Source organism: Micromonospora sp. NPDC000668 (assembly GCF_042897975.1).
Taxonomy (GTDB): Bacteria; Actinomycetota; Actinomycetes; order Mycobacteriales; family Micromonosporaceae; genus Micromonospora.
This window is the reverse complement of the sequence record NZ_JBIAYP010000001.1, coordinates 150103-173933: the sequence shown is the minus strand read 5'-3', so window position 1 is coordinate 173933 and position 23831 is coordinate 150103. Positions and strand designations below refer to the sequence as shown.

Sequence of the window (23831 nt, the reverse complement as noted above, 5' to 3'; positions counted from 1 at the left end):
TCGGTCAGGACGTGGCCACGGTGACCGTGCAGCCACCGAGACCGGGACAGGTCACCGCCACCTCGGTCGCCTGGTCGACGGCGACCTTCGCCACCGCGCCCGTGCCGTCCGCCGCCGGCTCGACCTCGTCGCGGATGGTGAGCTCGGCGTCGCCGGGCGCCGGCGCGACGACCGTGAACCGTGCCCCGCTGCGCAGCACCAGGGTGCGCAGCCCGCCCGGGTCGGCGACCCGCAGCACGCAGCTACCGGAGAAGACCAGCACGCCGGTCTCGTCGGCGCAGTCGGCGCTGACCGTGGCCGGGTCGACGGCCGAGCGCTCGGCGCCCAGCGCGCCCAACCGCTCGACCAGCCCGTGCCGAGCCCCCGGATCACCCTGGTCGTCGCGGCCCGCGCCGACCGCGACCACGAACAGCGCCACCAGCAGGACGGCGAGCAGCCCCAGCAGCGCTTTCTGCCGGCCACTCATCGCGCGACGGCCTGCGCCACGAGCTCGGTGAACCGGATCTCGTCGACGCCCGCGAAGTAGCGGTTGGTGCCCTGCGTCTTGCCCACCACCAGCAGGGTGACCCGGTGCGGACCCTTGGTCAGCCGAACCGTGCCGACGTCCAGGAACTCCGTCTTCTGCACCGTCGGGGTGAAGCCGAGGAACGCCCCGCCGACCTGGTTGCCGTCGATGGCGAACACGGTGTTGGCGTAGTCGAGCGAGGTGGTGCGCACGGCGGCGAAGCGCCACGTGCCGTCGGCCGGGATCTGCACCGTGACTGTGACCTGGTCGCCGATGGCCAGCCCCTGGAAGAACAGCTGCTTGTCCCCGGACCAGGTCACTCCGCAGCAGTTGGGTTGCGCCACCACGACCGCCCCGCTGGTCCGCGGTGACTCCACCACGGCGGCGTCCACCAGGCTCTCCGCCTCAAGGGTGACCACCCGTGGCTCGCCGGGGTCCGGGTCGCCGCCGCGGGTCAGCAGCACCACCCCCACGGTCACCACCACCAGCACCAGCGCCGCCGCGGCGGCGATCCACGGCCACGGGGTACGCCGTGGCGGGGCGACCGCCCGTACCTCGTAGGTGACCCGGCCGCTGGAGCGGGAACTCTCCTCCGGCGCGGTGTTCGCCGAGTACGCGAACCCGGTCATGTCGTAGCGCCGCGGCGGGGTGCCGGCCGGCACGGCGAGCTTGACCAGGAACGAGACCGAGCCCTGCCCGGGCACGACCCGCTGCGGCTCGGTGACGGTGAACCAGGCCCGCTGGGAGCCGTCGCCGGGCGCCACGTCGAACACCACCGTGTCCGGCGCGTTGCCCGGGTTGGAGACGGTGAAGGTCAACTCGCCGCTGTTGCGCGGGTCGAGGGTGAACTGTTCGGCGGCGGCGACGACCGCCCACTCGGTGGTCATGACGACTCCTCTGCGACGACGATCTCGACGGTGGTCGAGGCGGGCTTCTCCGCCTCGACGATTCGGGTGATCACGGCGAGCTGGCCGGCGGCGGCCGCCGGTACCCGCACCACGACGTGAAACGGCTGCTCGGCCGGTTCGTCCAAGGCGAAACCACTCAACCCGGTAGCCACCTCGAGAGCTCTTCGCATCCCGTACGGGGTGCCGCGCCAACGAGCCAGCAGCGCCCCGTTGGCCACCAGGTCGCGCAGCCGGCCCACCGGCAACGGCAGCGGCGCGTCCGGGCGGGGCGAGGCCACGACGTGGTCCATCGCCACCCAGCGGGTCAGCTGGGCGACCAGCCCGTCCGGCGCCCGGTACGGGTCGAACAGGGCGTCCACCTCGGCGAGGATGGCCTCGTCCGGGGCGTGCAGCTCCTCCATGACCTCCAGCAGTGCCCAGAGCACGCTGCCCGGCACGCAGGCCCGCTGGTAGGCGGCGGGCAGCAGCCGTTCAATCGCCGAGCGTCGCATCCTGCCGCACCACCTCGATGTTGTGCTCGCCGGAGCAGAGCAGCCAGGTGTCCGGGACGGTCACCACGTCGGCGGTGGCCTGGTTGGCGCTGGCGGTCCAGTCCACCGCGCTGGCGCTGCGGTACACCCCGCGCTCGCCGCCGGCCAGGATCAGCCGCTCCACCGCCTGGCCACCGGCGCCGGTGGTGGCGCTGCCGCTCACGGCGATCGCGTCCACTGGTACGAACCGGGTCCGGTCGCGCAGCGGCAGCCCGCAGTTGACCATCACCGGTTGCCACTGCGGCTGCGCGGCCAGGGTGTCCAGCCGCAGCACCCCGCCGCTCTGCGTGGCCGCCACAGCGAGGGGGCCGGCGAACGCGAGGTCCCGGCAGGTGCCGCCGATCCAGCCGCCCTGCACCGTCTGCCACTGCACGTCGGACTCGAACAACCGGGTGCGGTGGCAGCCCTGGCCGGGCTTCTTCGGATCCGGCTCACCGGCACCGCTCCACAGCAGCGTGGCCGGGCCGTCGTACTGCACCGCCAGCACCCGGTTGTCCACGTTGGAGAGACCGACGTGGGCGAAGCTGCCCGGCCGGCCGCCGGCGGTCGACAGGTACACCCCGAAGCCCGCCTGCGCGGCCACCGCGACGCCGGGCGCACCCCGTTCGGAGACGAACGCGCGCACCGCGTAGAACCCCCTGTCGGCGTCGGACGGATCGACCAGGATCTGCAAGGGCACCGCGCCGGGCAGCAGCGACACCTCGTACAGGCCGGTGTCGGTGGCCACCAGCAGCGCGCCCGCGCCGTCCCGGTCCAGCCAGGCCACGTCGGAGATCCGCGAATCCAGGTCGGTCAGCAGCGACCAGGTCTCGCCCAGGTCGGTGCTCAGGTGCACCCGGGACCCGCCGGAGGCGCGCAGCGTCACCACGGCCACCGAGCCGGGACGTGGCACGATGCCCGGCCGTACCGGCGCCGGCGCGGGCGCCACCCGCAGCACCGTCTCGCCGTCGAACCGGCCCGCCGGCTCCCAGCCCGCGCCGGCGTTGCTGGAGCGGAACAGCACCGCGCCCCGCCCGGCGTACCAGGTGCGAGGTTGGTACTGGTCGACGGCGAGGGCGCGCACCTCGGCGTCGGGCGCCTCGTCGACCACGAACCGGACCGACTCGACGTAGCGCACACCCGGCTCGGCGTGCTCCAGCAGCCGGTACACGTTGGACGCACGCAGCGGCTCGCCGAACGGCCAGCCGGTCGGGTTGAGCGCGGTGGGCAGCGGGCTCAGCGTCTGGTGCAGCCGGTCGTGGATCCGCCGGCGGACCGCGTCCACGTCCTCCTCCCGCCGGACCACCACCCGGGCCTGCACCGAGACCGCCTTGAACCGGGCCCAGGTCGCCCGGGACCGGATGCCGACCATCCGGCGCTGTTCCAGGTCCGCCTCCACCCGGCGCCGCGCCTCGGGCACCTCGTGCTCGCGCAGCACCGCCACCGGCAACCGGCCACCCGGGCGGGCCGTCGACGGCACGTACGGCACCAGCACCACCTCGACCTCGCCCGGCCGGGCGAAGCTGTACACCGCGGCGCGGGTGAACGCGCGGGCCCGCGCCACCGCGCCGGAGCTGGTGGCCAGCACCTCGAAGTCCCGGGCGGTGACCGCGCGCTGCTGGGCGAAGAACTCGTACGGGCCGCGCAGCAGCACCGACTCCAGCGCCTCCATCTCGCGCCCGCCGGCCGCTGGCGCGGGGTTGTCCACCCGTACGCCGGGTAGCGGGTCGCGCAGGCTGGTCAGGGTGCCTGCGGCCACGTTGCCGGTCGGCCCGCCGCCGGCCCGGTACCAGAGCCGCACCTGCCGCCCGGCTGGCGGCACCGCCGCCACGGTCACCGGCGACCGCGCCGGATCACCCGCCGCGAGATCCGCGGGCGGGGCCGGATCGGTCGGCGTGGGCTCGCCGGGGGTGTCGGGGTGGGACGGCCCGGCGGGCGGCCGCAGGTCGAGGGCGGGAGCGAAGGTGACCGTGCCGGAGCAGCGGTCCACCAGGTACACCTTGGCCTGCGGGCCGAGCCCGGCGAAGCTGTCCACCGGCCGCCAGATCTCGAAGGTGCGGCCGTCGTGCTCGCGGGCCGCCGCGCCCAGCTCCACCGTGCCGGCCGGCACCTCCACGCCGAGCAGCAGGTCCAGCGCCTCGGCGGTGTGCGCCAGCGGGGCGTGGGCCGCCCGTAGCACCTGGCCCGGCTGGCCGGTGCCGGTGCCGAGCAGCTCCGCCTCGACCGGCTCGCAGTGGTGCATCCGCACGGTCACCGACGCCTCGCCGGCGGGCAGCAGCGCCGGCTCGGTGGTGACGAACACGACCGGCCGGGGATCGGCGCCGCGGGCCGCCGCGACCCGCAGGCCGGCCGGGATCCGCACGGCGCCCCGGTCGGTGCCGCTGCGGGTGAACCGGACGTCCGCCCACGCCGCGGTGGGCGCGTGCCGGGCCACCCCGAGCAGGTTCAGGAACGAGACGTACGCCTTTTCCGGCAGCTGGTTCAGCCGGTAGATCATCACCTCGGTGAGGTGCGCGAACGCCTCCACCAGTGCCATGCCCGGGTCGTGCGCCGACAGGTCGGTCCAGGCCGGGCAGGACTGCCGGATCCGTTCCCGGGCCTCGGTGACCAGGTCGAGGAACGCGCGGTCGTCCAGGTGCGGCACGGGCAGCGTCATGACGGTCCCTCCTGCGCCGGTTCGTCGATCGGGAGCAGGTCCACAGAGAAGACCAACTGCCCGGGCGTCAGGCTGGCCCGGACCCGGTAGTCCAGCCGGATCACCAGCCGCCACGCGTCGTCCGGATCCGGCCCGGCGTCCACGTCGATCACCTCGACCCGGGGCTCCCAGCGGGCGATGGCCTGCCGGACGTAGTGGATGGCCAGCCCGGCGGTGGTGTCGTCGTTGGGCGCGAAGATCAGCCGGTGCAGCCGGGAGCCGTACCCGGGCCGCATCAGCCGCTCGCCCGGCGTGGTCGACAACAGCAGGAACAGCGCCTGGCGTACGCTCTCGTCGTCCTCGGTCATGGCCAGGCCGCCGGCCGCGGTGAGCGCCAACCCACCGGACCGGCCGGCGTCGAAGCCGGCGCCGACGAAGCGGAAAGCCCTCACCGGTCCGCCCCCAGGAATCGCTGGCGTGGGTCGCGCACCGTGTGGTGGACCGCGTTGGGCGGCGTGCCGTTGGTGAACCCCTCCAGGTTGTCCAGCACCACCCGGTGCCCGTCGACCCGCAGCCATTCGCTGTAGCCGACGCGCAACGTCTCCGTCGTGGTGCACGGCTTGATGGTCGGTCCGTAGTTCGGGCAGGCGATGATCTTCCGTCCCTCCGGGTCGTCGTCCACCAGCACCGGCACGCCGGTGACGGTCACCCACCGCTGCGACGGCCGGTTCTCGACCCGGCCGTCGTGGTCGCAGGTGATCATCGAGTCGCGGTGGATCCAGCGCATCAGCCGCCTCCTTCGTGGTGTGCGCGGGCGAGCGCACGCGCTTGCTCGGCCGCGGTGATCGGGTCCTCGGTCGACTCGGCGTGCAGGAAGTCCACGCTGCGGGCACGGACCACCATGGCCCGGCCGGGCGCGGAGATCACCAGGTCGGTCGCCGCGTGCAGGGTGGCCAGATCGGGGGTGAGTTCCAGCCAACTACCACCCTCGGTGGCCAGTCGCAGGCTGCGCTGGACGTCGTCGACCACGATCGACTGCCCGCCGGCCGTGCGCAGTGTCCAGCGGCGGGCCCGGCCGTCGTCGATGCCCGCGTCGTACGGCTCGACGGCGCCGAAGAGCGAGCCGAGCACGATGCCCGAGGCCGGTTCGCCGCCGGGCAGCACCACCAGCACGGTGTCGTCCGGATCGGGGAGAGCCACCAGCCCCTTGCCGCGCCCCGCGCCCGGGCAGAGCACGGCGAGCCAACCGACGTCCAGGTCCCCGTATGCCGGCAGGGTCAACCGGACCCGGCCCAGCCCGTCCGGGTCGGTGACGTCGGTGACGGTGCCGAGGGTGACCACCGCGCCGGCCGCTCCACCCGTTGCGCCGGCTCCTGTTGGCGGGGCTGCCGGTGGCACGGTGGAGAACCGGGTCAGGTGGCCGCTGCCGTCCACGGTGTGCACCACCTCGGTCAGCACGTACGCCCCGGCGACCTGGTCCGGTACGCCGCTCAGGTCGATCCGCCGGCCGGGTCGCAGCGCCGGATCGCCCTCGGCCACCCCCTCGGCGGTCACCAGCGCGGCGGCCCGGGTGTCCAGCCGGGCCTGGGCCAGCGCCGCCAGCTCGTCGTCGCTGCGGCCGGGCTGGTCGACCGCTGTGCGTACCCCGTCGGCGCCCACGTCGGCCGGGTCCGGCCGGTCGCCCGCCGGCCGACCGCAGCGCGCCTCGTCGGCCTGCTGGCTGATCGGTTCGGCCCGCTGCGGGTGCCAGCCCAACGCGGCGCTTGCGCCGCTGGCCTGGTCCAGGTTGGTGGCGAGCCGCAGGGTGTGCACGTTCGCGCCGAGGGCCAGCTTCACCGGTTCGCCGTACCCGGCGAGGGTGATCAGACGTACCCCGTCGCCGTCGGCGGCCAGGTGCAGCCCGGCCCGGCCGGTCACTTCGCGCAGCAGCTCCAGATCACTGTGCCGGTGCTGGAGCAGCCGCTCCAGCCGCGGCCCGTCGGTCTCCGCCGTCACCGTCAGCCCGACCTCGCCACACAGCTCCCGGGCCAGCTCGGCGGCGGTCACCGAGGTGAAGACCCGCAGCCCCTGTCGCTTGCGCAGCCGGTGCAACGCGTCGTACGCCCGCAGCCGCAGCACCGCGGCGCCGTCCGCGGCGTACTCGACCTCCACGCAGGTCACCTCACCGGTGAACAGCGCGTCGGGATGATCGGCGAGCCGCAGGTCGAGCGCCGTGCCGGGGCGCACCGGGGGGTCGAACGCGCCGCCCCCGGCGGTCGTGGCGAGCACCAGCTCTGCCTGGGTGGGTTGGTCGAGCCGGGCGGCCACCCGCAGTGAGCGGACCCGCTGGCGGGCCGCGCCGGCCAGTTCGACGCCGTCGAGGAGGACGGTCAGCGCCCGGGGCGCGACGCTGGTCACGGCGCACCGCCCGGGGTGGTGCCGCCGGGGTTGGTGCTGCCTGGGTTGCCGCCGGTCGGTGTTGGGGTGGTCCTCGTTCCGGTCGCCGCACCCCAGGCCGCCGGGGCGGTGGCGATCGAGGCGCCCACGAACGACGCGCCAGCACCGACCGCGCCGGCCACCGCCCGGGCGACCCCGGCCACCGCACCAGCCAGCGTCGACCCGCTGCCCGCCATCCCGCCGGCCGGGGTGGCACCGGCCGGCGGAACGGCCAGTGTGGTGCCGGCCGGCACCGCCAGCGGATCGGTGATCCGGTTGTGCTCGGCCAGCAACCGCCAGCGCAGCGGCGAGCCGAGCGCGTCGTTGGCCAGCAGATCGAAGCGCACCCCGGAGCGCCCCGGCTCGGCGGCGCCGTCACCGGCGGCGACCACTGCACTGCCCGGGGCGGCGGTCGGGGTGTTCGCCGCAGCCAGCTCCTCGGCGAAGCCGGCCTCCGCCTGGTCGGCCGTCTCGGCCGCCCGGACCAGCTTCAGTCGCAGCCAGGAGCGCCGTGGCGAGCCGGTGCCGGTGAACGCGTCGAACCGCTCCGCCACCGCGATGATCACGCCGGGCACGTTCCAGGTCTTGCCCCAGACCAACCGGACCAGCGGCGGCCGCAGCCACCCGTGCTCGGCGGTGGAGTTCTCCGCCAACATCCACAGCGGCCGGGTGAGCACCCGTACGTCGCTCGGGCGGACCTGCGCCTCTACGAAGTCGACGTCGAAGAGCAGGTCGAGCACCAGCTCGGTCCGGCCGCCACCGGTGAAGACCAGCGGGTCGTCCGCCAGCCCGGCCCCGGTGAGCTGCCCACCGGCGGCACCCCGATGGCGTACCCCGGCGAGTCGGGTCACCTGCACGGTCTCCGGGTTGAGCAGGCAGTCCACCCGCTCGCCGGAGGAGTCGATGAGGAAGGCGACGCGTTCCATCAGTCGCCCGCCTGTTCCCGATCCAGGCGGCTCAGCTGTGCCGCGTCCAGCGCCTCACCGGGCACTGTCCACAGCGGCCGGTCGTCCGGCAGCGCCGGCCACAGGCCGCTGGCCACCGCCGACCATCCACCGCCGATCAGGTCCGGCCCCGATCCACCCGGCTCCGCCTCGCCGGCCCGGTGTCCGGGCGACGCCGGCTCGTCCGGCAGGGCCGGCCAGGGACCGCGGCCAGCGGCGCGGGCCACGCCGATCGGGCCGGCGCCCGTCTCTGGCCCCGTACCCGACGGACCCGTCCACCCGGCTGGCCCGTCGCCCTCGCCCAGGTCCCGCCCGCCTGGCACACCACCCGCCGCCGAAACCCCGCCCAGCCGCCCGCCGCCAACCCCGAATCCTGTCGGGTCACCGCCAGCCCCGAACCCGCTGCGGCCGATCCCGAACCCGTCCTCGTTCGCTTCGAGCCCACCCGGTCTCGCCGAGAACCCGCGTCCGCCCGCCGAGGAGTGTCCTCCGTCCCACTCATCCGAGGCGCTCTCAAACGCAGCTGTAGATCTTGGAGGGAACGTGCCCCCAGGGGGCCCGGAATCTTCCAAGAACTGGCGCGACTCCCGCGAACCGCGCGCGGGGGTGGGTTGGGGAGTGGTCAAGGCCGTTCTGGGGTGCTCGGTCCGGCGGTCGGCGGGGCCGGTGCCTGGAGGCGAGCCGAGTGGGCCGGGGACCGCCGGGCGGATCATCGGCCGGGATGGCCCAACGGCCTCCCTCTCCCGTCCAGACGCCGCTGACCTGTCGCCGGCCATCCCGCCAACCGCGCCGGACGCGCCAAGCTGCGCCGATCCACCCCGTCCCGACGACGCGCCCGATCCGGCCGACGCACCCGATCCCGCCGACGTAGTCGACCCCGCCGGTGCACCCGACCCAGCCGCCGAGTCGAACCCGCGACGGACGCGCAGTCGGGCCGGCAGTGTCCCATCGAGCGCCGCTCCACCCGCCACGCCGAACGCCATCCCCGTGCCAAACACTCTGGCGGTGCCAGAAGTACCCGCCGCATCGGAGGCGCCGAACGAGCTGCCCCTGCCGAACGTGTCGGCGGCACCGAACGAACCGGCGGTGCCATGCCCAGATCCGCCGAGTCCACCACCTCTGCCGGACGGGTCGTCGGAGTGCCCGGACCCGCCACCCGCCCGCCACCCGCCCGATCCTCCGAACCGGTTGGCAGCACCGGGCACTCCGAACCGCCCAGCCAGACTGGGTCCGCCTGCCGGGCCGTGCCTTCCGGACCCGTCCGCCGAGCCGGGCTCTCCGAAGCCGCCAGCGTCACGCCAGCCGAATTCACCAGCGGCGGCAGGGCCGTCGGTACCGGCAGGCTCGCCGAACGCGCCGCCAGGGACACCGAGCCCGCCGGCAGCGTCGTACCCCTCGAACCCACCCGTACCTGGGATCCCGGTCGGCCCTCCGAACCCACCCTGCGGGTCGGCAGTGGACCGGGACCGGTGACCAGGCTCGCCCGGTCCCTGGCCGACTGTGGTCGTCCGACCACCGGGGCCCCGGTCCATTGGTCCGGCACCGTCCTCGCGGCCGGGCCGGCCGTAGCGCCCGTCGCCGGTGTCCGTGTCGGCAGCGTCGGTCGAGGCCCGACCGTCCGGAGGTACGTCGAGGTCCAGGTCCTGCAGCAGACCGGGGGCGTGCGCGGCGACCAGGTCCAGCCAGTGCTGCGGTGGCTCCCCGAAGCGGCGCGGCGCTGCCGTGCGCAGGTCCGACGGCCTGCGCACCGAGTGCTGCCCGGTCGCGACGCTGGGCTCGACCCGTCCGGCGAGGCGTTGCACGGCCCCGGCGGCCGAGCGCAGCCGGCCGGCCAGCCAGCTACGCGGGAGTCGGCGCGGTGGCACCGCCGGTCTCCAACTCCAGGCCCTCGTAGCGCAGCGTCAGCGACGCGATGGCGATCTCGTGACTGAGCGTGTTGAGGTGTGCCCCGCGCCAGCGGGTGGGCCAGGCGCCGATCAGGTTCCAGCGCAGCACCTCGGCGGTGCCCACGGAGTCCAGCAGCACCACGGAGACGTTGCGGCGGTTGAGCGTGCCCTGGGCGGTGGCGTTCACCCAGTCCCACAGCTCCCGGGACGCGGTGAGCCCGAAGTGCAGGGTCACCGGCTCGTACTCCGCCTGGCCGGGCACCATCCGCATCCGGCCCAGGCCGTGCTCCCGGTACGGCTGCCCGGGGATGTTCACCTCCAGCCCACTCATCTCGGTGAAGTGGCCGTTGGTGACGCCGTTGATGAGCAGCCTGAAGTTGTACGCCCGGTACGGGTCGACCGGGGCACCCGGTTGCGGGGTGGCTGTGGTGGGCATGTCAGCCTCCGATCGTCTCGGTCTCGGTGCCGCCGGCCCACTGGCTCAGCTTGAACACCACGAACTCGGCGGGCTTGACGACGGCGATGCCGATGTGGGCGATCACCATGCCGGCGTCACGGACCTCCGACGGGTTGGTCTCCTCGTCGCACTTGACGAAGAAGGCCTCCTCCGGGCTTCGCCCGAGCAGCGCGCCGTCGCGCCACACCCGGGTGAGGAACGCCCCGATGTCACGCCGGATCGAGCGCCAGAGGGTGAAGTCGTTGGGCTCGAAGACCATCCACCGGGTGCCGTTGGCGATGGCCTGCTCGATGGCGATGCTGAGCCGGCGCACGTTGAGGTAGCGCCACTCGCTGGCCTCGGCGGCGAGCGTACGGGCGCCCCAGACGCGGATGCCCTCGCCGGCGAAGTAGCGGATCACGTTGACGCCCTTGGGGTTGAGCACGTCGTGTTCCGGTCGGGTGACCAGGTAGCCCAGGTCGACGGCGCCGCGTACCGGCTCGTTGGCCGGTGCCTTGTGCACGCCGCGCAGGGCGTCGGTGCGGGCCCAGATGCCGGCCAGGTGCCCGCTCGGCGGGGTGAGTTCCAGCTCCCCGCTGATCGGGTCGCGCACGCGTAGCCATGGGTAGTAGAAGGCGCCGAACTCGGACTGCCGGGGCCGGTACGCCGCCCCGTCGTGACCGCCCGAGCCACCGGGACCGCCCGAGCCGCCGGAACCGCTGGCCGCGCCCTCGGCGGGCTTGGGGGGCTTGCCGGAGGACGGCGTGGCGACCCGGGTCAACGCCGAGATGTCATCGATGTCCGGCGCTGGGTCGCAGATCGCCACCATGGTGCGGGTCCGCTCGGCCATGCTCAGCAGCGCCTCGTGGGCCACCACGTCGTGGAAGCCGGGCGCGGCGATGATGGAGATCTCATCGACCGCTTCCAGTAGTTGCAGGCCACCGCGCCGCTGCCCGGTGCCGGTGATCGCGCCGCCTTCGCCGACGTTGACCACCCAGCAGCGCGCGCCGCCGTTGTCCAGGAAGCCGAAGACCGCCCGCGCCAGCGCGGTGCTCTCCGCCTGCTCGCCGCCGGCGAAGAGCCGGAGGAATTCGGTCCAGTTGTTGACCGGCACCGCCTTGCCCAGTTGGGCGGAGCGGTCCGGGGCGACGCCGACGAACGCGGCGATGCTGGTGCTCTGCGGCCCGATCGGTCGGGCGCCATCGGGGACCTCCTCGACGTAGATGCCGGGGGAGAAGTAGCTGGGCATCGGTCCTCCTGTGCGGGTGGGCGTCAGTGGGTCGGTGGCGCGCAGACGATGACGATCTCGGGTTCGGCGGGGTCGACCTCGGCGGTGAGCACGAGCCCTCGTCCGGTCAGCCGGAGTCGGACCGGGCCCGGTTGCTCGGGGTCGTGCGGGACTCCGACGATCAGGAACCGGCCGTCGGGGTCGGTGCGGGTGGCGGACGCCGTGCCGGGCAGTTCGACCCGCATGGCGGCCAGTGGTTGGTCCTCGGGGCCGACCACCCGGCCGGCGAGCGTGCGCAGCTCCAACTGCCGCAGCCGCAGCGGTTGCAGGACCGGCGGCGCGGCCGGGGTCGGGTGGTCCACCTGCGCCGGCACGTCGATCAGCAGCGCCGGGCGGGGTGCGCTGCCGAACGCCGTCCACAGCGTGGCGTCGCCGGCCTCCAGCACCACCGGATAGCTGCCGTCGCTGGTGGCGGCGGTGAGCACCCGGTCCAGGCCGGGCAGCCCGGCCGGCCCGGCCGCGCAGAGCAGGTAGCGGATCGTGAACCGGTACGGCTCGCGGACCGCGCCGCTGGAGCGGGTTTGCCGGGCCGGGCGCAGCTCCATCGGCCAGAGGGTGAGCCCGGCGGCATCGCCGTCGGTGCGGGGCGGGCCGATCGGGACGGGTCCCCCCGCCGCGCTGGCCAGCCAGGCGGTCAGCTCGGCGGTGGCCGTCTCGATCGGTCCGCGCCCGTGGTTGGTCATCGCGGCGGCGTCCCCTGGATCCGGTAGGCGATGGCCTCGTTCCAGACGTGGGGGTAGACGCCGATCTCGAAGTAGCGGGTGAACCGGTTGATCGGCGCGTTGGTGTGGTCGTGGTAGAGCAGCCACACCGGCGCGATGGTGAACAGCACGTAGTTCGCCAGCACCAGTGGGATGTAGAGCGGGCCGAGCAGGCGGCCCTGGAAGATGTGCACGTCCTCGTGCCGCTGGATGCCGGAGCTGGAGCCGGCGCAGACGGTGCCGATGGTGGTGGCGTAGCGGGGCGAGACCCCCTCCACCACGCTGACCCGGCCGCTGCCCTGCGAGGTGGGCCGGTCCAGCGAGTGCCCGAAGAGCAGGTGCACGGCCAGGTAGATGGCCCCGACGAACGTGTTCAGCAGACTCCACGTGTGGTCGACGACGAAGAGGAGGATGCCGCGGGCGTCCGATCCGTACACCCCGGCGGAGGCCACCGCCCAGCCGAAGACCGCGCCGACCAGCAGGCCCACGACGGCGCCGATCAGCAGCCCGATCGGGCCGCCGGCCAGGAGGCCGAACAGGGCGCCGAAGCCGACCTGGACTGCCGCGCTGATGATTCCGAAGATCATGATGTCACTCCTCAGACCCAGGAGCGGAGGATGCGGGGCTCGCGGCCTTGCGCGAGCTGGGTCGGCGACGCCTGGGTCGCCTGCCGGTTGCCGGGCGGAATCTGGTTGACGCCGAGCGCGGCGGAGAAGATGACCAGGGCGTTGAAGAACGCGATGATCCACTTCTCGCCGCCGGCGTTGTCGGCGAACGCCGCGGTCACGTAGGACAGCAGCAGTGCGATGCCGATGGCGATCCACTTGCGGGCCTTGTCGCCGCTGGGGCCGATCAGCCCGCCGATGACGTTGGTGGCCAGTAGGGTGGCGGCGCTCGCGCCGGCGAGGCTGCCCAGGGCGGCCCAGGTGAAGAGATCGTTCACGGCGATCCCCCTTTTCTGCGATGGTGCGACCGGGATGAGGTGGTGGTGAGGTGAGGTCCGGTGCTCCCGGGTGGGAGCACCGGAGCCGGTCGCCGTCGTCGCGGGGCGGCCGGAGCCGGGCGTGGCCGGCGGGGCCGGCCACCGGATGGATCAGCCGGGCCCGGGCGCGCCGGCGGGCGGGCCCGGCGAGGTCGGGCCGGGGGCCGCCGGCGCCGTCGGGCGACGGCGACGCAGCAGGAGTACGCCCACCGCGGCGAGCAGCAGCAGCAGGAGCAGCCCGCCGACGATCAGCAGCCAGGGGAACCCGCCTCCGTCGGCGGCGGCGACCGGCGAGGCCGACGGTCGCGGCGGTGCCTCGGCGACGGCCCGCAGTTCGGTCGGCTTGTCCTGGTTGGAGTCCACCTTCCAGCTGACCGACCGGCCGTTGACGATGCCATTGGTGTCGATCACCCGGCCGGGAAATGTCACCGAGATCTCGAATGACATCAACTTGAGGAATGCCTGCTGCTGCTGCGGATTCTGTTGGGCTATTGTTCCGCCGTATTTGGCCGGGTCGAGCGGCAACGTGAAGCGGTAGAAATCGCCATCCCGCACCAGTTTGACGCTCTCGGTGTCGAAGCCCGCCAGCGGCGCCTTGCGGTAACTGATCTGGGTGCCGAAAAGTTTCTCGTCCTGGTAGCCGGTCTCCTCGCCGGGCGGCAGCGCGGGAATGTTCTGTCGCAGCTCCGCGAACGCCGCCGGGATGTTCTTGTTCCGTGAGCTGAGCAGGGATTTCTGGGCGGTCAGCAGGAGCTGCCCGTCGACCGTGTCGTCGGCGTTGACGGTGAGCCCCATGTTGAGCTGCATGCAGCCGCTCAAAACGGCGAGAAGGAGGAGACACACCGCGACGCGGAGTGCCTTACCGCGGTTGACTCTCCTGTTCATGGGCTCAGTGTGTGTGATCGCTATCACCACGAGCAGTCAGCGATCAGTCAGAACGCAGTCGCCGATCTTACCGGTGTGCTGTCACGTTCGGATGAGGCCGCCGGCAGCACAAATGGCTATTCTGGAGTTTTGGGCCCAGCGCAGTTTCACGGCGCTGTTTCCGCCATTGGCCAGAGCGGCGCGAGCGGGGTCCTCTGCGGCGCGGCCCAGGGTCACCGCTGGCCACCACCTGCCGGCATAGGCTGCGGGAATGGTCGTGATCGCGTGTGTGCTGCTGGTGGATCCCGACGGGCAGCTGCTGCTGCAACTGCGCGACGGCAACGCCGCCTTCCACCCGAACGTCTGGGGGCTGCCCGGTGGGCACGGCGAGTCGGGGGAGACCCCGGAGCAGACCGCCGAGCGGGAGCTGCGGGAGGAGACCGGCCTACGCGCCGACGGTCCGCTGCGTCCGTTCGCCGTGCAGTCGCTGCCCGAGCTGGGCCGGGTGAAGCACTACTTCACCGGCAGCACCCGGGCCCGGCAGGAGGACGTGGTGCTCGGCGAGGGGGCTGCGATGGTCTTCGTCCCCGGCGACCGGGTGCTCGACGGTCGCCCCTTCACACCCGGCACCGTCGAGGTGCTGACCCGGTTCCTCGCCTCACCCGAGTACGCCGGCGCCGGCACGACCACCGCCCGCTGAGCGACCGGCCGGGGCGGCGATCAGGTGGCCGGTTCCGCCGGAGGTTGCCAGTCGGCGTAGCGGGCCATGCCCCGCAGGGCGGCCCGCGCCGGGGCGAGCCGTAACGCGGCGTCCCGCACGGTAACGGCCAGCGGGTTGCGCAGTTGCTGGCCGTACCGCCCGGCGCGGTAGGAGGCCCGGGCGATGGCCTGGCTGCGCGGGCGACGCTGCCGGTCGTACGCCGCCAATGCGGCCGGCAGCCCCTCGGCGCCTGCGGCGCAGACCGCGCCGAGGACCACCGCGTCCTCGATCGCCTGGCCGGCGCCCTGCCCGAGGTTGGGGGTCGTCGGGTGGGCGGCGTCGCCGAGCAGCGCCACCCGTCCTCGCACGTACGAGGGGAGCGGTGCGGCCAGGTGGTGGATGTCGTTGCGCAGGACGACCTCGGGTGGGGTCGCCGCCAGCAGCGCCGGGATGGGCGCGTGCCAGTCGCCGAAGCGCTCCCGGACGGCCGCCAGCTCGTCCGGCACGCGGCCGTCGAGCAGCCCGGTGAGCGGGTCCATCGCGCGATGGTAGACGATCGCGAGGGTCGCTCCGGGTGTGGAGTGGTGCGGTCCGGCGATCGGTGGGGGAGGTGGGGGATGGCGCGGTTCAGCGGCCTGCGGGTGGCCGGCGAACGGCTGCGGCACGGGTGGCGGCCGGTGCTGGAGGCGACCCTCGCGGCGACCGTGGCCTGGCTGCTGGCCACTCGGCTGCTCGGGCACCCGCAGCCCTTCTTCGCCCCGGCCGCGGCGCTGATCGTCCTCGGTCAGGCCCGGGGGCAGCGAATCCGGCGTGCCGTCGAGGTCGTCCTCGGGGTGGCTGCCGGGGTGCTGGTCGCGGACCTGGTGGTGCAGGCGCTGGGTCCGGGCAGCACCTGGACCGTGTTCACCGTCATCCTGCTCACGGTCCTGCTCGCGGTGGCCTTCGGCGCCAGCGGCGTGACCCTGGTGCAGGCCGCGGTCTCCGCGCTCTACCTGGTGGTGGTCGCGCCGCCGGACGGGTCGCTGGTGCCGTTCCGCTTCGTCGACGCGCTGGTCGGCGGCGTGGTCGCGCTCGCGGTCAGCCTGCTGGTCGACGCCCGGCGTCCGCTGGCCCCGCTGGTCGCCGAGGTGCGGCGCACGTTCGACGAGTTGGCCGGGCTGCTGGGCGGGATCGCCGACGCGCTGGACCGCCGGGACGAGGCCGGCGCGGTCGCCGCGTTGGCCCAGGCCCGTGGCATGGACGTCCGGGTCGACGGGCTGCGCGACGGGGTGCTGGCGGCCGGCGAGGCGCTGCGGCTCAACGTGCGTCGGCACCGGCACATCGGCCGTCTGCGGTCGGTGGACGAGTCGATCCGGCAGATCGACTACGTGGTACGCAACGTACGGGTGCTCGCCCGTGCCGGGGTGACGCTCAGCCGGCTGCCGTCCCCCGCGCCGCCCGAACTGGGTGCCGCGCTGCGGTCGCTGGCCGAGGCGGTCGGGGAGGCCGGCTCGGCGCTCGCCGCCGACCTGGACGGGCAGGACGAGGCCGCCGACCGGCACGCCATCCGGGCGGACGAGTTGGCGCTGGCCGCCGTACACACCGCCGGGCAGCTCTTCGGGTCGGCCCAGACCCTCCCGCTTGCCATGATCATCGGCCAGGTCCGGGCCACGGCCATCGACCTGCTGCGCGGCCTCGGCCCCGACGACGACGCCACCGTCCTCACCCGTGTCGACGAAGCCCTCGGCCTCCCCGCGATCTGACCACCACCTCCTCACCCCGACCACGCCCTCGGCCCGCGCGGTGACGTGTGTCCCGGGGGCGGTCAGGGTGGGGTGGTCAGCCAGTCGGTGGCGGACTGGCGCAAGGGGGTGGAGACCTCGTGGCCGCCGGGGAACTCCTCGTAGGTGACGTCGTAGCCGAGGCTGTGCAGGTGCGGGACGAGCCGCCGGCTGCACAGGTCGATCGGCAGGACCCGGTCGTCCACCCCGTGCGAAACGAAGATCCGCGGCCGGCCGTGCGTCACCGGCGGCGCGGCGAAGCCGGGGGAGAAGGCCAGCACCGCGTCGACGAGGTCGCCGTTGGCCAGGCCCAGCGAGAGCGCGTACGAGGCGCCGTCGGAGAAGCCGCCGAGCGTCACCTCACGCACCGGATAGCCGTCGAAGACGGTGGCCAGCAGCCCGTCGATGCGCCGCACGTCCACCCCGAAGCCGCCGGCGATCAGGTCCCAACTGCTCGCCGACGCCTGCGGGGCCACCAGCAGCAGGTGATGCGCGTCCGCGACCGGCAGCAGCAGGTCCAGGCCCTGCCGCGCGGAGCCGCCCGCCCCGTGCAGCAGCACCACCAACCGGTACGCGGTCCCGTCGGTGGCCGGCTCCGGGGCGTACGCCATCGCCAGCGGCCCACCGTGGGCGCCGGTCATCGGCATCAGCCCGGTGGGCGCCGACGCCACCGGCGGGTGGGCACGGGCGGTCAACCGGCCGTGCCGTGGATCGTCCGCCGGCACGCGGTCCGGCGGCGCGGGTTCGGACACGGGTCACCGCTCCTCGCTGTCGGCAGGGTGTGCGCCACGTTTACCCGACCCGCCACGGGTTAACCGCCGGCCATCACCGGCAGCCCGGTCAGCAGCTGCCGCGGGCTGCCAGGTTGACCGGGTCAGGCGCTGTCGCGGGCCACCAGGGCGGATGGGAAGAGGGTCTCCGGCACGGTCCGGCGGCCGTCCAGCACGGCGGTGGCCGCGGCGGCGGCGATCCGGCCCACCGGGTGGCTCGCGGTGGTCAGCGCGGGGGTGGTCATGCCGGCCAGCGGGATGTCGTCGAAGCCGGCCACGGCGACGTCGCCGGGCACCCGCACCCCGCTGTCGCGCAGCGCCGCGATCACCCCGAGCGCGGTCTCGTCGCTGATCGCGTAGATCGCGTCGAGTTCCGGCCAGCGCCGCAACGCCTCGTCGGCCGCCGCCCGGCCGCGTGCCGCGGTGAAGTCGCCGGGCAGCACCCGCTCCGGCAGGCCGGCCTCGCGCATCAGCCGGCGGTACGCCACCACTGGGCGCTGTGAGCACGGCAGCCAGCGGGGGCCGGTCACCATGGCGATCCGGCGGCGACCCGTGCCGTACAGGTGACGCAGCACCTCGCTGGCGCCAGCGTCGTTGTCGACGTCGAACGACGGGACGGTGGCTGAGCCGACGCCGATCGAGACCACCCGGCCGTGCAGCGACCGTGGCACGGCGGCCAGCAGCTCCGCGGTGGTGTTGACCAGCACCACGCCGCACACGCTGCGGTCCCCGGCGAGCTGGTCGAGAGGGCTCGGATCGCTCAACGGCAGCCAGTGCAGCGCCACGCCGATACCGGCCGGCGCGCAGACCTGGGCCGCCGAGCCGACCACCTGGTGGACGTACGGGTCGTCCAGCACCGCGGCGCTGGTCCCCGCGACCGCCACCACCAGCCGTACGCCGCCGCCCCGGACCAGCGCCCGGGCGGCCGGGTTGGGCACGTAGCCGAGCCGGTCGACGGCCGCCGCCACCCGGTCCCGGGCTGCCGGCGAGGCGAACCCGGTCCCGGCGATCACCCGCGAGGCTGTGGACCGGGACACCCCGGCGATCCGCGCGACGTCCTCCAGGGTGGCCGGTCGGTGTGCCGCTGCCGTCATCGTCCCCTCCTCCGGTTACCCGTCCGGGCGGACGAACACCTGCCTCGAATCATCCCCCGACCGGAGGCAGAGCCGGTAAGGGGCGGTAGCCGGTTTGTGGTGGTAGCGCTCTCAGGTGTGCGATCGTGCCAGGAGATCACCCCGAGAAAGAGGACCCGCCGCCCGTGACCGCCCCCACCAGCTCATCGGTTTCGCCCGACACCGCCCCGGCACCGTCACGTGCCGTGCGGCTCGCCCGTAACGGCGTCGCCGTCGTCTTCACCCTCAACGGGCTGGCCGTCGGCAGCTGGTTCTCCCGGGTTCCGGCGGTCCGCGAGGCGTTGGACCTCTCCGCCGGCCGGCTCGGGTTGCTCCTGCTGGCGATGAGCGTCGGTGCACTGCTGGCCATGCCCACCTCCGGCCTGCTCGCCCAGCGCTTCGGCGCGGCCCGCACCGTGCGACTGGGCACGGTGCTGGTCGCAGTGGGCGTGACCGTGGCCGGACTGGGCGCCACGGTGGCCGGTTCGGCCGTCGTCGTCGCGGTGGGGTTGGTCGCCTTCGGCTACGGCTCGGGTGCCTGCGACGTCGCGATGAACGTCGAGGGCGCGGTGGTGGAGCGGCGGTTGGGGCGTACCGTCATGCCCCGCTTCCACGCGGCCTGGAGCCTCGGGTCGGTGGCCGGCGCGGGGCTCGGCGCCGGGGCCGCCCGCTTCGACGTGTCGGTCGGCGCGCACCTCGCCGCCGTGGCGGTGGTGGTGCTGACCGGCACCGTGCTCGGCTCGCGGGCGTTCCTGCCCCGGCCGGTCGTCGACCCGGCCGCCCCGGCGGCGGCCGCCAGCCCGGCCGCCGGCCGCCGCGCACAGCTCGCCGCCTGGCGCGAGCCCCGCACCCTGCTGATCGGGCTGTTCGTGCTGGTGATGGCGTTCACCGAGGGCAGCGCCAACGACTGGCTGGCGGTCGCCTTCGTGGACGGCCGGGACCTGAGCGAGGCGGCCGGCGCGGCGGTCTTCGGCGTCTTCGTCGTCGGCATGACCCTCGGGCGCACCGCGGGCACGATCGCGCTGGACCGGTGGGGTCGGGTGCCGGTGCTCAGCGGCACCATCCTGCTCGCCGTGGTGGGCGCGAGCCTGGCCGTGCTGGCGGGCTCGGGGCCGGTGGCCATCGTCGGCGTCGCGCTCTGGGGACTCGGCGCGTCGCTGGGCTTCCCGGTCGGGATGAGCGCGGCGGCCGACGAGGAGGCGCACGCCGCCGTCCGGGTCAGCGTGGTCGCGGTGATCGGTTACACCGCCTTCCTGGGCGGGCCGCCGTTGCTGGGGTTGCTCGGCGACCGGGTCGGCACCCTGGACGCGCTGCTGGTGGTGCCGCTGCTGCTGGTGCCGACGCTGGCGCTGGTGTCGGTGCTGCGTCCGCCCCGGCGATCATGAAGTTATCGCCCTCGATGCCGGCGTTTCGCGCCGCCAACCTCATGATCACCGAGGCGGAAGGTCAGTCGCGGAGCCAGACTCGGAGGGGCCCTACCGGGACAAAGCCGGCCTTGCGGGCGGCGGCGAGGTCCGGGCCGGATTCGTAGCCGACCAGCGGCAGCCGGGGCAGGGTGGTGAGCACCCCGTGCCAGATCTCGCCGGGGTCGCCGGTACGGGCGAACAGGTTGGAGACGCCGTACACGCCGTCGCCGCTGACCACCGCGCCGCCGACGACCGCACCCCGGTCGTCGTACCGGGCCAGCACCCGTACCCGGGGGTCGGCCAGCAGTGCCGGGCGGAACAAGTCCCCGCCGCCGTGCGCCGCCGCCCAGGCGACCAGCCCCGCGGGCGTCGTGACCCGGGTGAGCGGCGGGCCGGCCGGTGGGTCCGCCGGCGGCCGGTGGATCCACTGGGCGTCGAAGAGCACCCGGAAGCCGTGCTCGGTGAGGTCGAGGTCGGCGAAGCTGTCCTTCACCGACGCACCGGACCCGGCGTCGATCCGGGCCAGCAGGGCGCCGGCGTCGACGCCCGGGCGCAGGGTGACCGCGTCCGGGTACCAGGGTGGGGAGCGGCGGGGGACCGACCAGGCGTCGGCGTCGATCCGGCCGGTCAACCCGTGAGTGCCGCAGACGACGTCGCACCATTCGGCGTTGTCGCGGGCCGCCGCCTCCCGCACATCCTGGGGCACGCCCCGCAGCCTAAGACCTCCTGACCGGGGCGCCGCCCCCCACTCCCGGACCTCAGGAGTTCGTGAGGATGACCAGTTGCTGGGTCGCGCGGGTCATCGCGACATAGCGGTCAACCGCTCCCTCGATGCCCGAGCCGAACGCCTCCGGGTCGACGAGCACGACCAGGTCGAACTCGAGCCCCTTCGACAGCTCCGGGGTCAGCGACCGGACCCGGGACGTCGGCACGAAGGTGGGATCGCCGATGACGCAGGCGATGCCCTCGGCGTGCGCGGCGAGCCAGGTGTCGAGGACCGAATCCCGATCAGAGGCAGGTCCGTGTACGACGGGGACGCCGCTGCCGCGGATCGACGTCGGCACGTTGGCGTCCGGGAGCACGGCCCGGATGACCGGCTCGGCTTCCGCCATGACCTCTTCCGGCGTCCGGTAGTTGATGCTCAGGGAGGCCAGGTCTATCCGGTCGAGCCCGACCCGTTCGAGTCGTTCCTGCCAGGACTCCGTGAACCCGTGCCGGGCCTGGGCACGGTCCCCGACGATGGTGAAGCTTCGGGACGGGCAGCGGAGCACCAACATCTGCCACTCCGCGTCGGTCAGCTCCTGGGCCTCGTCCACGACGATGTGCGCGAACGGGCCGGCGAGCAGGTCCGGGTCGGCGCTGGGCAGCGCGGTCTCGTCGACCAGGGCATCCTGGAGATCCAGTTGGCGCAGGCTCGACAGCACACCTTCGCCGTCGTCATAGGCGTGGGCCTCGATCAGTTCATCGACGACCGTGGCCATCCGCTCGCGCTCGACGGCGACGATGGCCCCCTGCCGACGCTTACGCGTTGACGCCTCCGGGTCGCCGAGCCGCTGCCGTGCCGCGTCCAGGAGCGGCAGGTCGGACACCGTCCAGGCCTGGGCGTCGCCGCGCTGCAGCTTGCGGACCTCGTCGGGGCTGAGCCGGGGAGCGCACTTGCGCAGGTAGGCGGGCACCGACCACAGGTCTCCGACGAGGTCGGCCGCGTCGAGCAGCGGCCAGGCGCGGTTGAAGGCCGTGCGCAGCTCCCTGCTCCGCAGCAGCGACCTGCGGACCACGTCATCCGGCTCATCGCCGTCGTACCTGTCCGTCAGGATCGTGAGCAGTTCCTCCCAGACCTCGTCACGCGCCTCGTTGTGCGGGGTGCCGGGCCCCGGTGCCTCGAACGCCTCGGCCCAGTCGTCGGCGCTCAGCCGGATGTCGGCCTCGTCCGTCGTGACCGTCATCGGTGCGGTCGGCGGCTCCTCGTAGAACCTGACGGCCGCGTCGATCGCCTTCACCAGGTCCGCGGACGACTTCAGGCGGGCCACGTCCGGGTCGGTCTCGATGGTTGCCGCGGCACCCTCGGGGACGAGGTCCCGCAGGGTGCAGATCTGCACCTCCTCCTCGCCGAGGCTGGGGAGGACGTCGGCGACGTAGGCCAGGTAGGGCTGGTGCGGACCGACGAACAGCACACCGCCTCGGCCGTGACCGAGGCGAGGGTCGGCATAGCGGAGGTAGGCGGTGCGGTGCAGGGCGACGACGGTCTTCCCGGTACCCGGGCCGCCGTCCACGACGAGAGCGCCGCTCGATCCCGCGCGGATGATGGCGTCCTGGTCGGCCTGGATGGTGCTCAGCACATCCCGCATCTGGGTCGACCGGCTGCTGCCCAAGCTGGCGATGAACGCGGACTGGTCGTCGAGCGCGGCGTGCCCCTCAAGCCCGTCGGGGGTGAACACCTCATCCCAGTAGTCGCTGATCCGGCCGAGGGTCCAGCGAAACCTGCGGCGGCTCGCCAGACCCATCGGGTTGGCGTGGGTGGCTCCGAAGAACGGCTCAGCCGCGGGGGAGCGCCAGTCGAGCAACAGCCGACGACCCTCGTCGTCCGTGAGGCCACGTCGCCCGATGTACACGGGCTCGGTGCTGTCCGCGCTGACCATGCGGCCGATACACAGGTCCAGACCGAAGCGACCCAGTGCGCGCAGACGCGCCGTCAGCCGGCGCACCTCCATGTCCCGGTCCACCGCCTGCCGGCCTTTGCCGCCGGGCGCCTTGCGCGCCGCGTCGAGGCGGTCGGACAGGTCGGCGAGCAACTGCTCCAGGCGTTCCGCGATGGCCGCGAAGTGCCGCTCGTCGCCCGCGATCAGCGCCGGCTCGGCCTTGGGGGAGAGGTGGTCGGGAAGATCAAACACGCTGGTGGTCAGCGAGGTCACGTCATCAGCTCCGATCTGAGGTCCTGCAGTCGAACGAGTGCGCGACGGCTCTGCGCACGGATCGCCTCGATGGCCACTCGCGCGAGCACTGTCGAGGCCCGCGGGACCGCCTGCGCGTACGCGTATCGCGCGGCCCGAGGCATGGCCGCGTACGTTGTCCACCGGTGGCAGGCCGGTCTGGAGGTTGAGCGCCGCGCCGAACAGCGCGTCACCGGCGGCGGTGTTCTACGCCGCCATCTCCCACCCGCTCAGGCTCGGGTAGCCCTGTCCTGGCGCGTTACGACACCGTGGGGGAAGGCCATGCGCATCTGCCTGAGACCCCGTCCCCGCGCGACCCGCTCGTCGACAACAACACCCGCATTTCGCGACTCCCATTTCCGCAGGTTATGTCCTTGGTCCGGCAATTCTGTGGCATCACCCGGGTCTTGCCACAAGGCCCCCGGTGCGGTATATGTTGAGAGTGGAAGGGAGTGGGTAGGTACTTCCCTTTCCCTTGATCGTCCGCCAGACGGACACCCCCCGCACACCATGAGGCGGTCAGCCAACGGCCTGCCGCCGGGAAACCGATGCCGGCGGCAACATGCCCACGACGGTCAGGGCAGCCGGTCGGCGTACACCAGGTCCATCGTGTCGGTGTGTCCCGCCCAGCGGAGTTCGAGGTGCCAGCAGCCCGCCCGCGGCATGTCGATGATCGATGGGCCAGGGCCGCCGGCGACCTCCCGGGTCACCCTGGTGTCGGTGCCGTCCAGCGTCGCGGTGATCGCCAGCGTGTCGGGCGACGTCGTGTCGGGCGACGTTGTGGCAGCGCGGGAGACCCACAGGATCTTGTTGCTCGACCCGTCCTGCCTGACCTGAGCCAGTGGGTGAGCGAACAGCACCGCCACGATGTCGCCCCTCGCGCCCAAGACGTGCGGGGCCCGGGCGTCCCCGCTGAACCCGGCGTCCGCCCAGTCCGGCAGGGACCCCGTCTCGACCCGCGAGCTGCAGCCTGGCGCCGCGCTCGCCGGGGCCGTGGTGGCCGGAGCGCCGGCCGGCGTGGCTGACTGGCCGGTCGTACACCCCGCAAGCAGGACCACCGACCCCAGCATGAACCTGGCC

General features: G+C 73.8%; 24 protein-coding genes. 3 read left to right on the top strand and 21 right to left on the bottom strand.

Annotated features, from left to right (window positions below; translation table 11 throughout):
• Positions 1-4 precede the first annotated feature (4 nt).
• The 15 genes from ACFY29_RS00810 to ACFY29_RS00740 form a co-directional block, all read right to left on the bottom strand.
• Entirely contained in the window at positions 5-466 is a 462-nt protein-coding gene (locus ACFY29_RS00810) for a hypothetical protein (protein ID WP_386982164.1), read from the bottom strand.
• Positions 463-1392: a hypothetical protein gene (locus ACFY29_RS00805; RefSeq protein WP_328416254.1), complete on the bottom strand. Its 930-nt coding sequence runs from the start codon at positions 1390-1392 to the stop codon at positions 463-465. The genes ACFY29_RS00810 and ACFY29_RS00805 overlap by 4 nt, the downstream gene beginning before the upstream one ends.
• Complete coding sequence (locus tag ACFY29_RS00800; protein ID WP_386982160.1) at positions 1389-1904, bottom strand: phage tail protein; 516 nt, start codon at positions 1902-1904, stop codon at positions 1389-1391. Before ACFY29_RS00800 ends, ACFY29_RS00805 begins: the two co-directional genes overlap by 4 nt.
• Positions 1885-4578: a putative baseplate assembly protein gene (locus ACFY29_RS00795; RefSeq protein WP_386982158.1), complete on the bottom strand. Its 2694-nt coding sequence runs from the start codon at positions 4576-4578 to the stop codon at positions 1885-1887. Before ACFY29_RS00795 ends, ACFY29_RS00800 begins: the two co-directional genes overlap by 20 nt.
• On the bottom strand, positions 4575-5009 hold the full coding sequence (locus ACFY29_RS00790; protein ID WP_328416260.1) for a GPW/gp25 family protein: 435 nt from the start codon (positions 5007-5009) through the stop codon (positions 4575-4577). Before ACFY29_RS00790 ends, ACFY29_RS00795 begins: the two co-directional genes overlap by 4 nt.
• Positions 5006-5344, bottom strand: coding sequence for a hypothetical protein (locus tag ACFY29_RS00785; protein WP_386982154.1), 339 nt, complete (start codon positions 5342-5344; stop codon positions 5006-5008). The genes ACFY29_RS00790 and ACFY29_RS00785 overlap by 4 nt, the downstream gene beginning before the upstream one ends.
• Positions 5344-6954 carry a phage baseplate assembly protein V gene (locus tag ACFY29_RS00780; protein WP_386982151.1) on the bottom strand — a complete coding sequence of 537 codons (1611 nt, stop codon included), beginning with the start codon at positions 6952-6954 and terminating at the stop codon, positions 5344-5346. Before ACFY29_RS00780 ends, ACFY29_RS00785 begins: the two co-directional genes overlap by 1 nt.
• Positions 6951-7898: a hypothetical protein gene (locus ACFY29_RS00775; RefSeq protein WP_386982148.1), complete on the bottom strand. Its 948-nt coding sequence runs from the start codon at positions 7896-7898 to the stop codon at positions 6951-6953. Before ACFY29_RS00775 ends, ACFY29_RS00780 begins: the two co-directional genes overlap by 4 nt.
• Positions 7898-8143, bottom strand: coding sequence for a hypothetical protein (locus ACFY29_RS00770; protein WP_386982145.1), 246 nt, complete (start codon positions 8141-8143; stop codon positions 7898-7900). Before ACFY29_RS00770 ends, ACFY29_RS00775 begins: the two co-directional genes overlap by 1 nt.
• A gap of 1612 nt (positions 8144-9755) precedes the next feature.
• Positions 9756-10238, bottom strand: a complete 483-nt coding sequence (locus ACFY29_RS00765) for a phage tail protein (RefSeq protein WP_386982143.1) — start codon at positions 10236-10238, stop codon at positions 9756-9758.
• A gap of 1 nt (position 10239) precedes the next feature.
• Entirely contained in the window at positions 10240-11487 is a 1248-nt protein-coding gene (locus ACFY29_RS00760) for a phage tail sheath subtilisin-like domain-containing protein (protein ID WP_328416271.1), read from the bottom strand.
• Positions 11488-11510: 23 nt separating this feature from the next.
• Positions 11511-12209 carry a carboxypeptidase-like regulatory domain-containing protein gene (locus tag ACFY29_RS00755; RefSeq protein WP_328416273.1) on the bottom strand — a complete coding sequence of 233 codons (699 nt, stop codon included), beginning with the start codon at positions 12207-12209 and terminating at the stop codon, positions 11511-11513.
• A complete protein-coding gene (locus ACFY29_RS00750) occupies positions 12206-12814 on the bottom strand; it encodes a glycine zipper family protein (protein ID WP_328416275.1) in 609 nt (202 codons plus the stop codon). The genes ACFY29_RS00755 and ACFY29_RS00750 overlap by 4 nt, the downstream gene beginning before the upstream one ends.
• 11 nt (positions 12815-12825) lie before the next feature.
• The gene (locus tag ACFY29_RS00745) at positions 12826-13170 is read right to left on the bottom strand and encodes a hypothetical protein (RefSeq protein WP_328416277.1); all 345 of its coding nucleotides are present in this window, start codon (positions 13168-13170) and stop codon (positions 12826-12828) included.
• Positions 13171-13320: 150 nt separating this feature from the next.
• Complete coding sequence (locus tag ACFY29_RS00740; RefSeq protein ID WP_386982138.1) at positions 13321-14016, bottom strand: LppM family (lipo)protein; 696 nt, start codon at positions 14014-14016, stop codon at positions 13321-13323.
• 328 nt (positions 14017-14344) lie between these two features.
• Here ACFY29_RS00740 and ACFY29_RS00735 point away from each other — a divergent pair, with 328 nt between their 5' ends.
• Positions 14345-14773, top strand: coding sequence for an NUDIX domain-containing protein (locus tag ACFY29_RS00735; protein WP_386982135.1), 429 nt, complete (start codon positions 14345-14347; stop codon positions 14771-14773).
• A 20-nt stretch (positions 14774-14793) separates the two neighbouring features.
• On the opposite strand, the gene ACFY29_RS00730 is transcribed toward ACFY29_RS00735, so the two are convergent.
• Positions 14794-15312 (bottom strand): FAD-dependent monooxygenase, encoded by a 519-nt coding sequence (locus ACFY29_RS00730; protein ID WP_386982132.1) that lies wholly within the window; start codon positions 15310-15312, stop codon positions 14794-14796.
• A gap of 78 nt (positions 15313-15390) precedes the next feature.
• Between ACFY29_RS00730 and ACFY29_RS00725 the strand changes: the two genes are divergently transcribed.
• Positions 15391-16515, top strand: a complete 1125-nt coding sequence (locus ACFY29_RS00725) for an aromatic acid exporter family protein (protein ID WP_386982130.1) — start codon at positions 15391-15393, stop codon at positions 16513-16515.
• Positions 16516-16577: 62 nt separating this feature from the next.
• On the opposite strand, the gene ACFY29_RS00720 is transcribed toward ACFY29_RS00725, so the two are convergent.
• Together ACFY29_RS00720 and ACFY29_RS00715 are read right to left on the bottom strand one after the other, a co-directional pair.
• The gene (locus ACFY29_RS00720) at positions 16578-17285 is read right to left on the bottom strand and encodes an alpha/beta hydrolase (RefSeq protein ID WP_386982127.1); all 708 of its coding nucleotides are present in this window, start codon (positions 17283-17285) and stop codon (positions 16578-16580) included.
• Between the two features lie 122 nt (positions 17286-17407).
• On the bottom strand, positions 17408-18397 hold the full coding sequence (locus ACFY29_RS00715) for a LacI family DNA-binding transcriptional regulator (protein ID WP_386982124.1): 990 nt from the start codon (positions 18395-18397) through the stop codon (positions 17408-17410).
• Positions 18398-18561: 164 nt separating this feature from the next.
• Between ACFY29_RS00715 and ACFY29_RS00710 the strand changes: the two genes are divergently transcribed.
• The gene (locus ACFY29_RS00710) at positions 18562-19800 is read left to right on the top strand and encodes an MFS transporter (protein ID WP_355608815.1); all 1239 of its coding nucleotides are present in this window, start codon (positions 18562-18564) and stop codon (positions 19798-19800) included.
• A 61-nt stretch (positions 19801-19861) separates the two neighbouring features.
• On the opposite strand, the gene ACFY29_RS00705 is transcribed toward ACFY29_RS00710, so the two are convergent.
• The 3 genes from ACFY29_RS00705 to ACFY29_RS00695 all read right to left on the bottom strand — a co-directional run bounded on the left by ACFY29_RS00705 (position 19862) and on the right by ACFY29_RS00695 (position 23617).
• On the bottom strand, positions 19862-20527 hold the full coding sequence (locus ACFY29_RS00705) for a hypothetical protein (protein ID WP_386982120.1): 666 nt from the start codon (positions 20525-20527) through the stop codon (positions 19862-19864).
• Positions 20528-20579: 52 nt separating this feature from the next.
• The gene (helR, locus tag ACFY29_RS00700; protein ID WP_386984579.1) at positions 20580-22724 is read right to left on the bottom strand and encodes an RNA polymerase recycling motor ATPase HelR; all 2145 of its coding nucleotides are present in this window, start codon (positions 22722-22724) and stop codon (positions 20580-20582) included.
• 602 nt (positions 22725-23326) lie between these two features.
• The gene (locus ACFY29_RS00695) at positions 23327-23617 is read right to left on the bottom strand and encodes a hypothetical protein (protein ID WP_386982117.1); all 291 of its coding nucleotides are present in this window, start codon (positions 23615-23617) and stop codon (positions 23327-23329) included.
• Between the last annotated feature and the right edge of the window lie 214 nt (positions 23618-23831).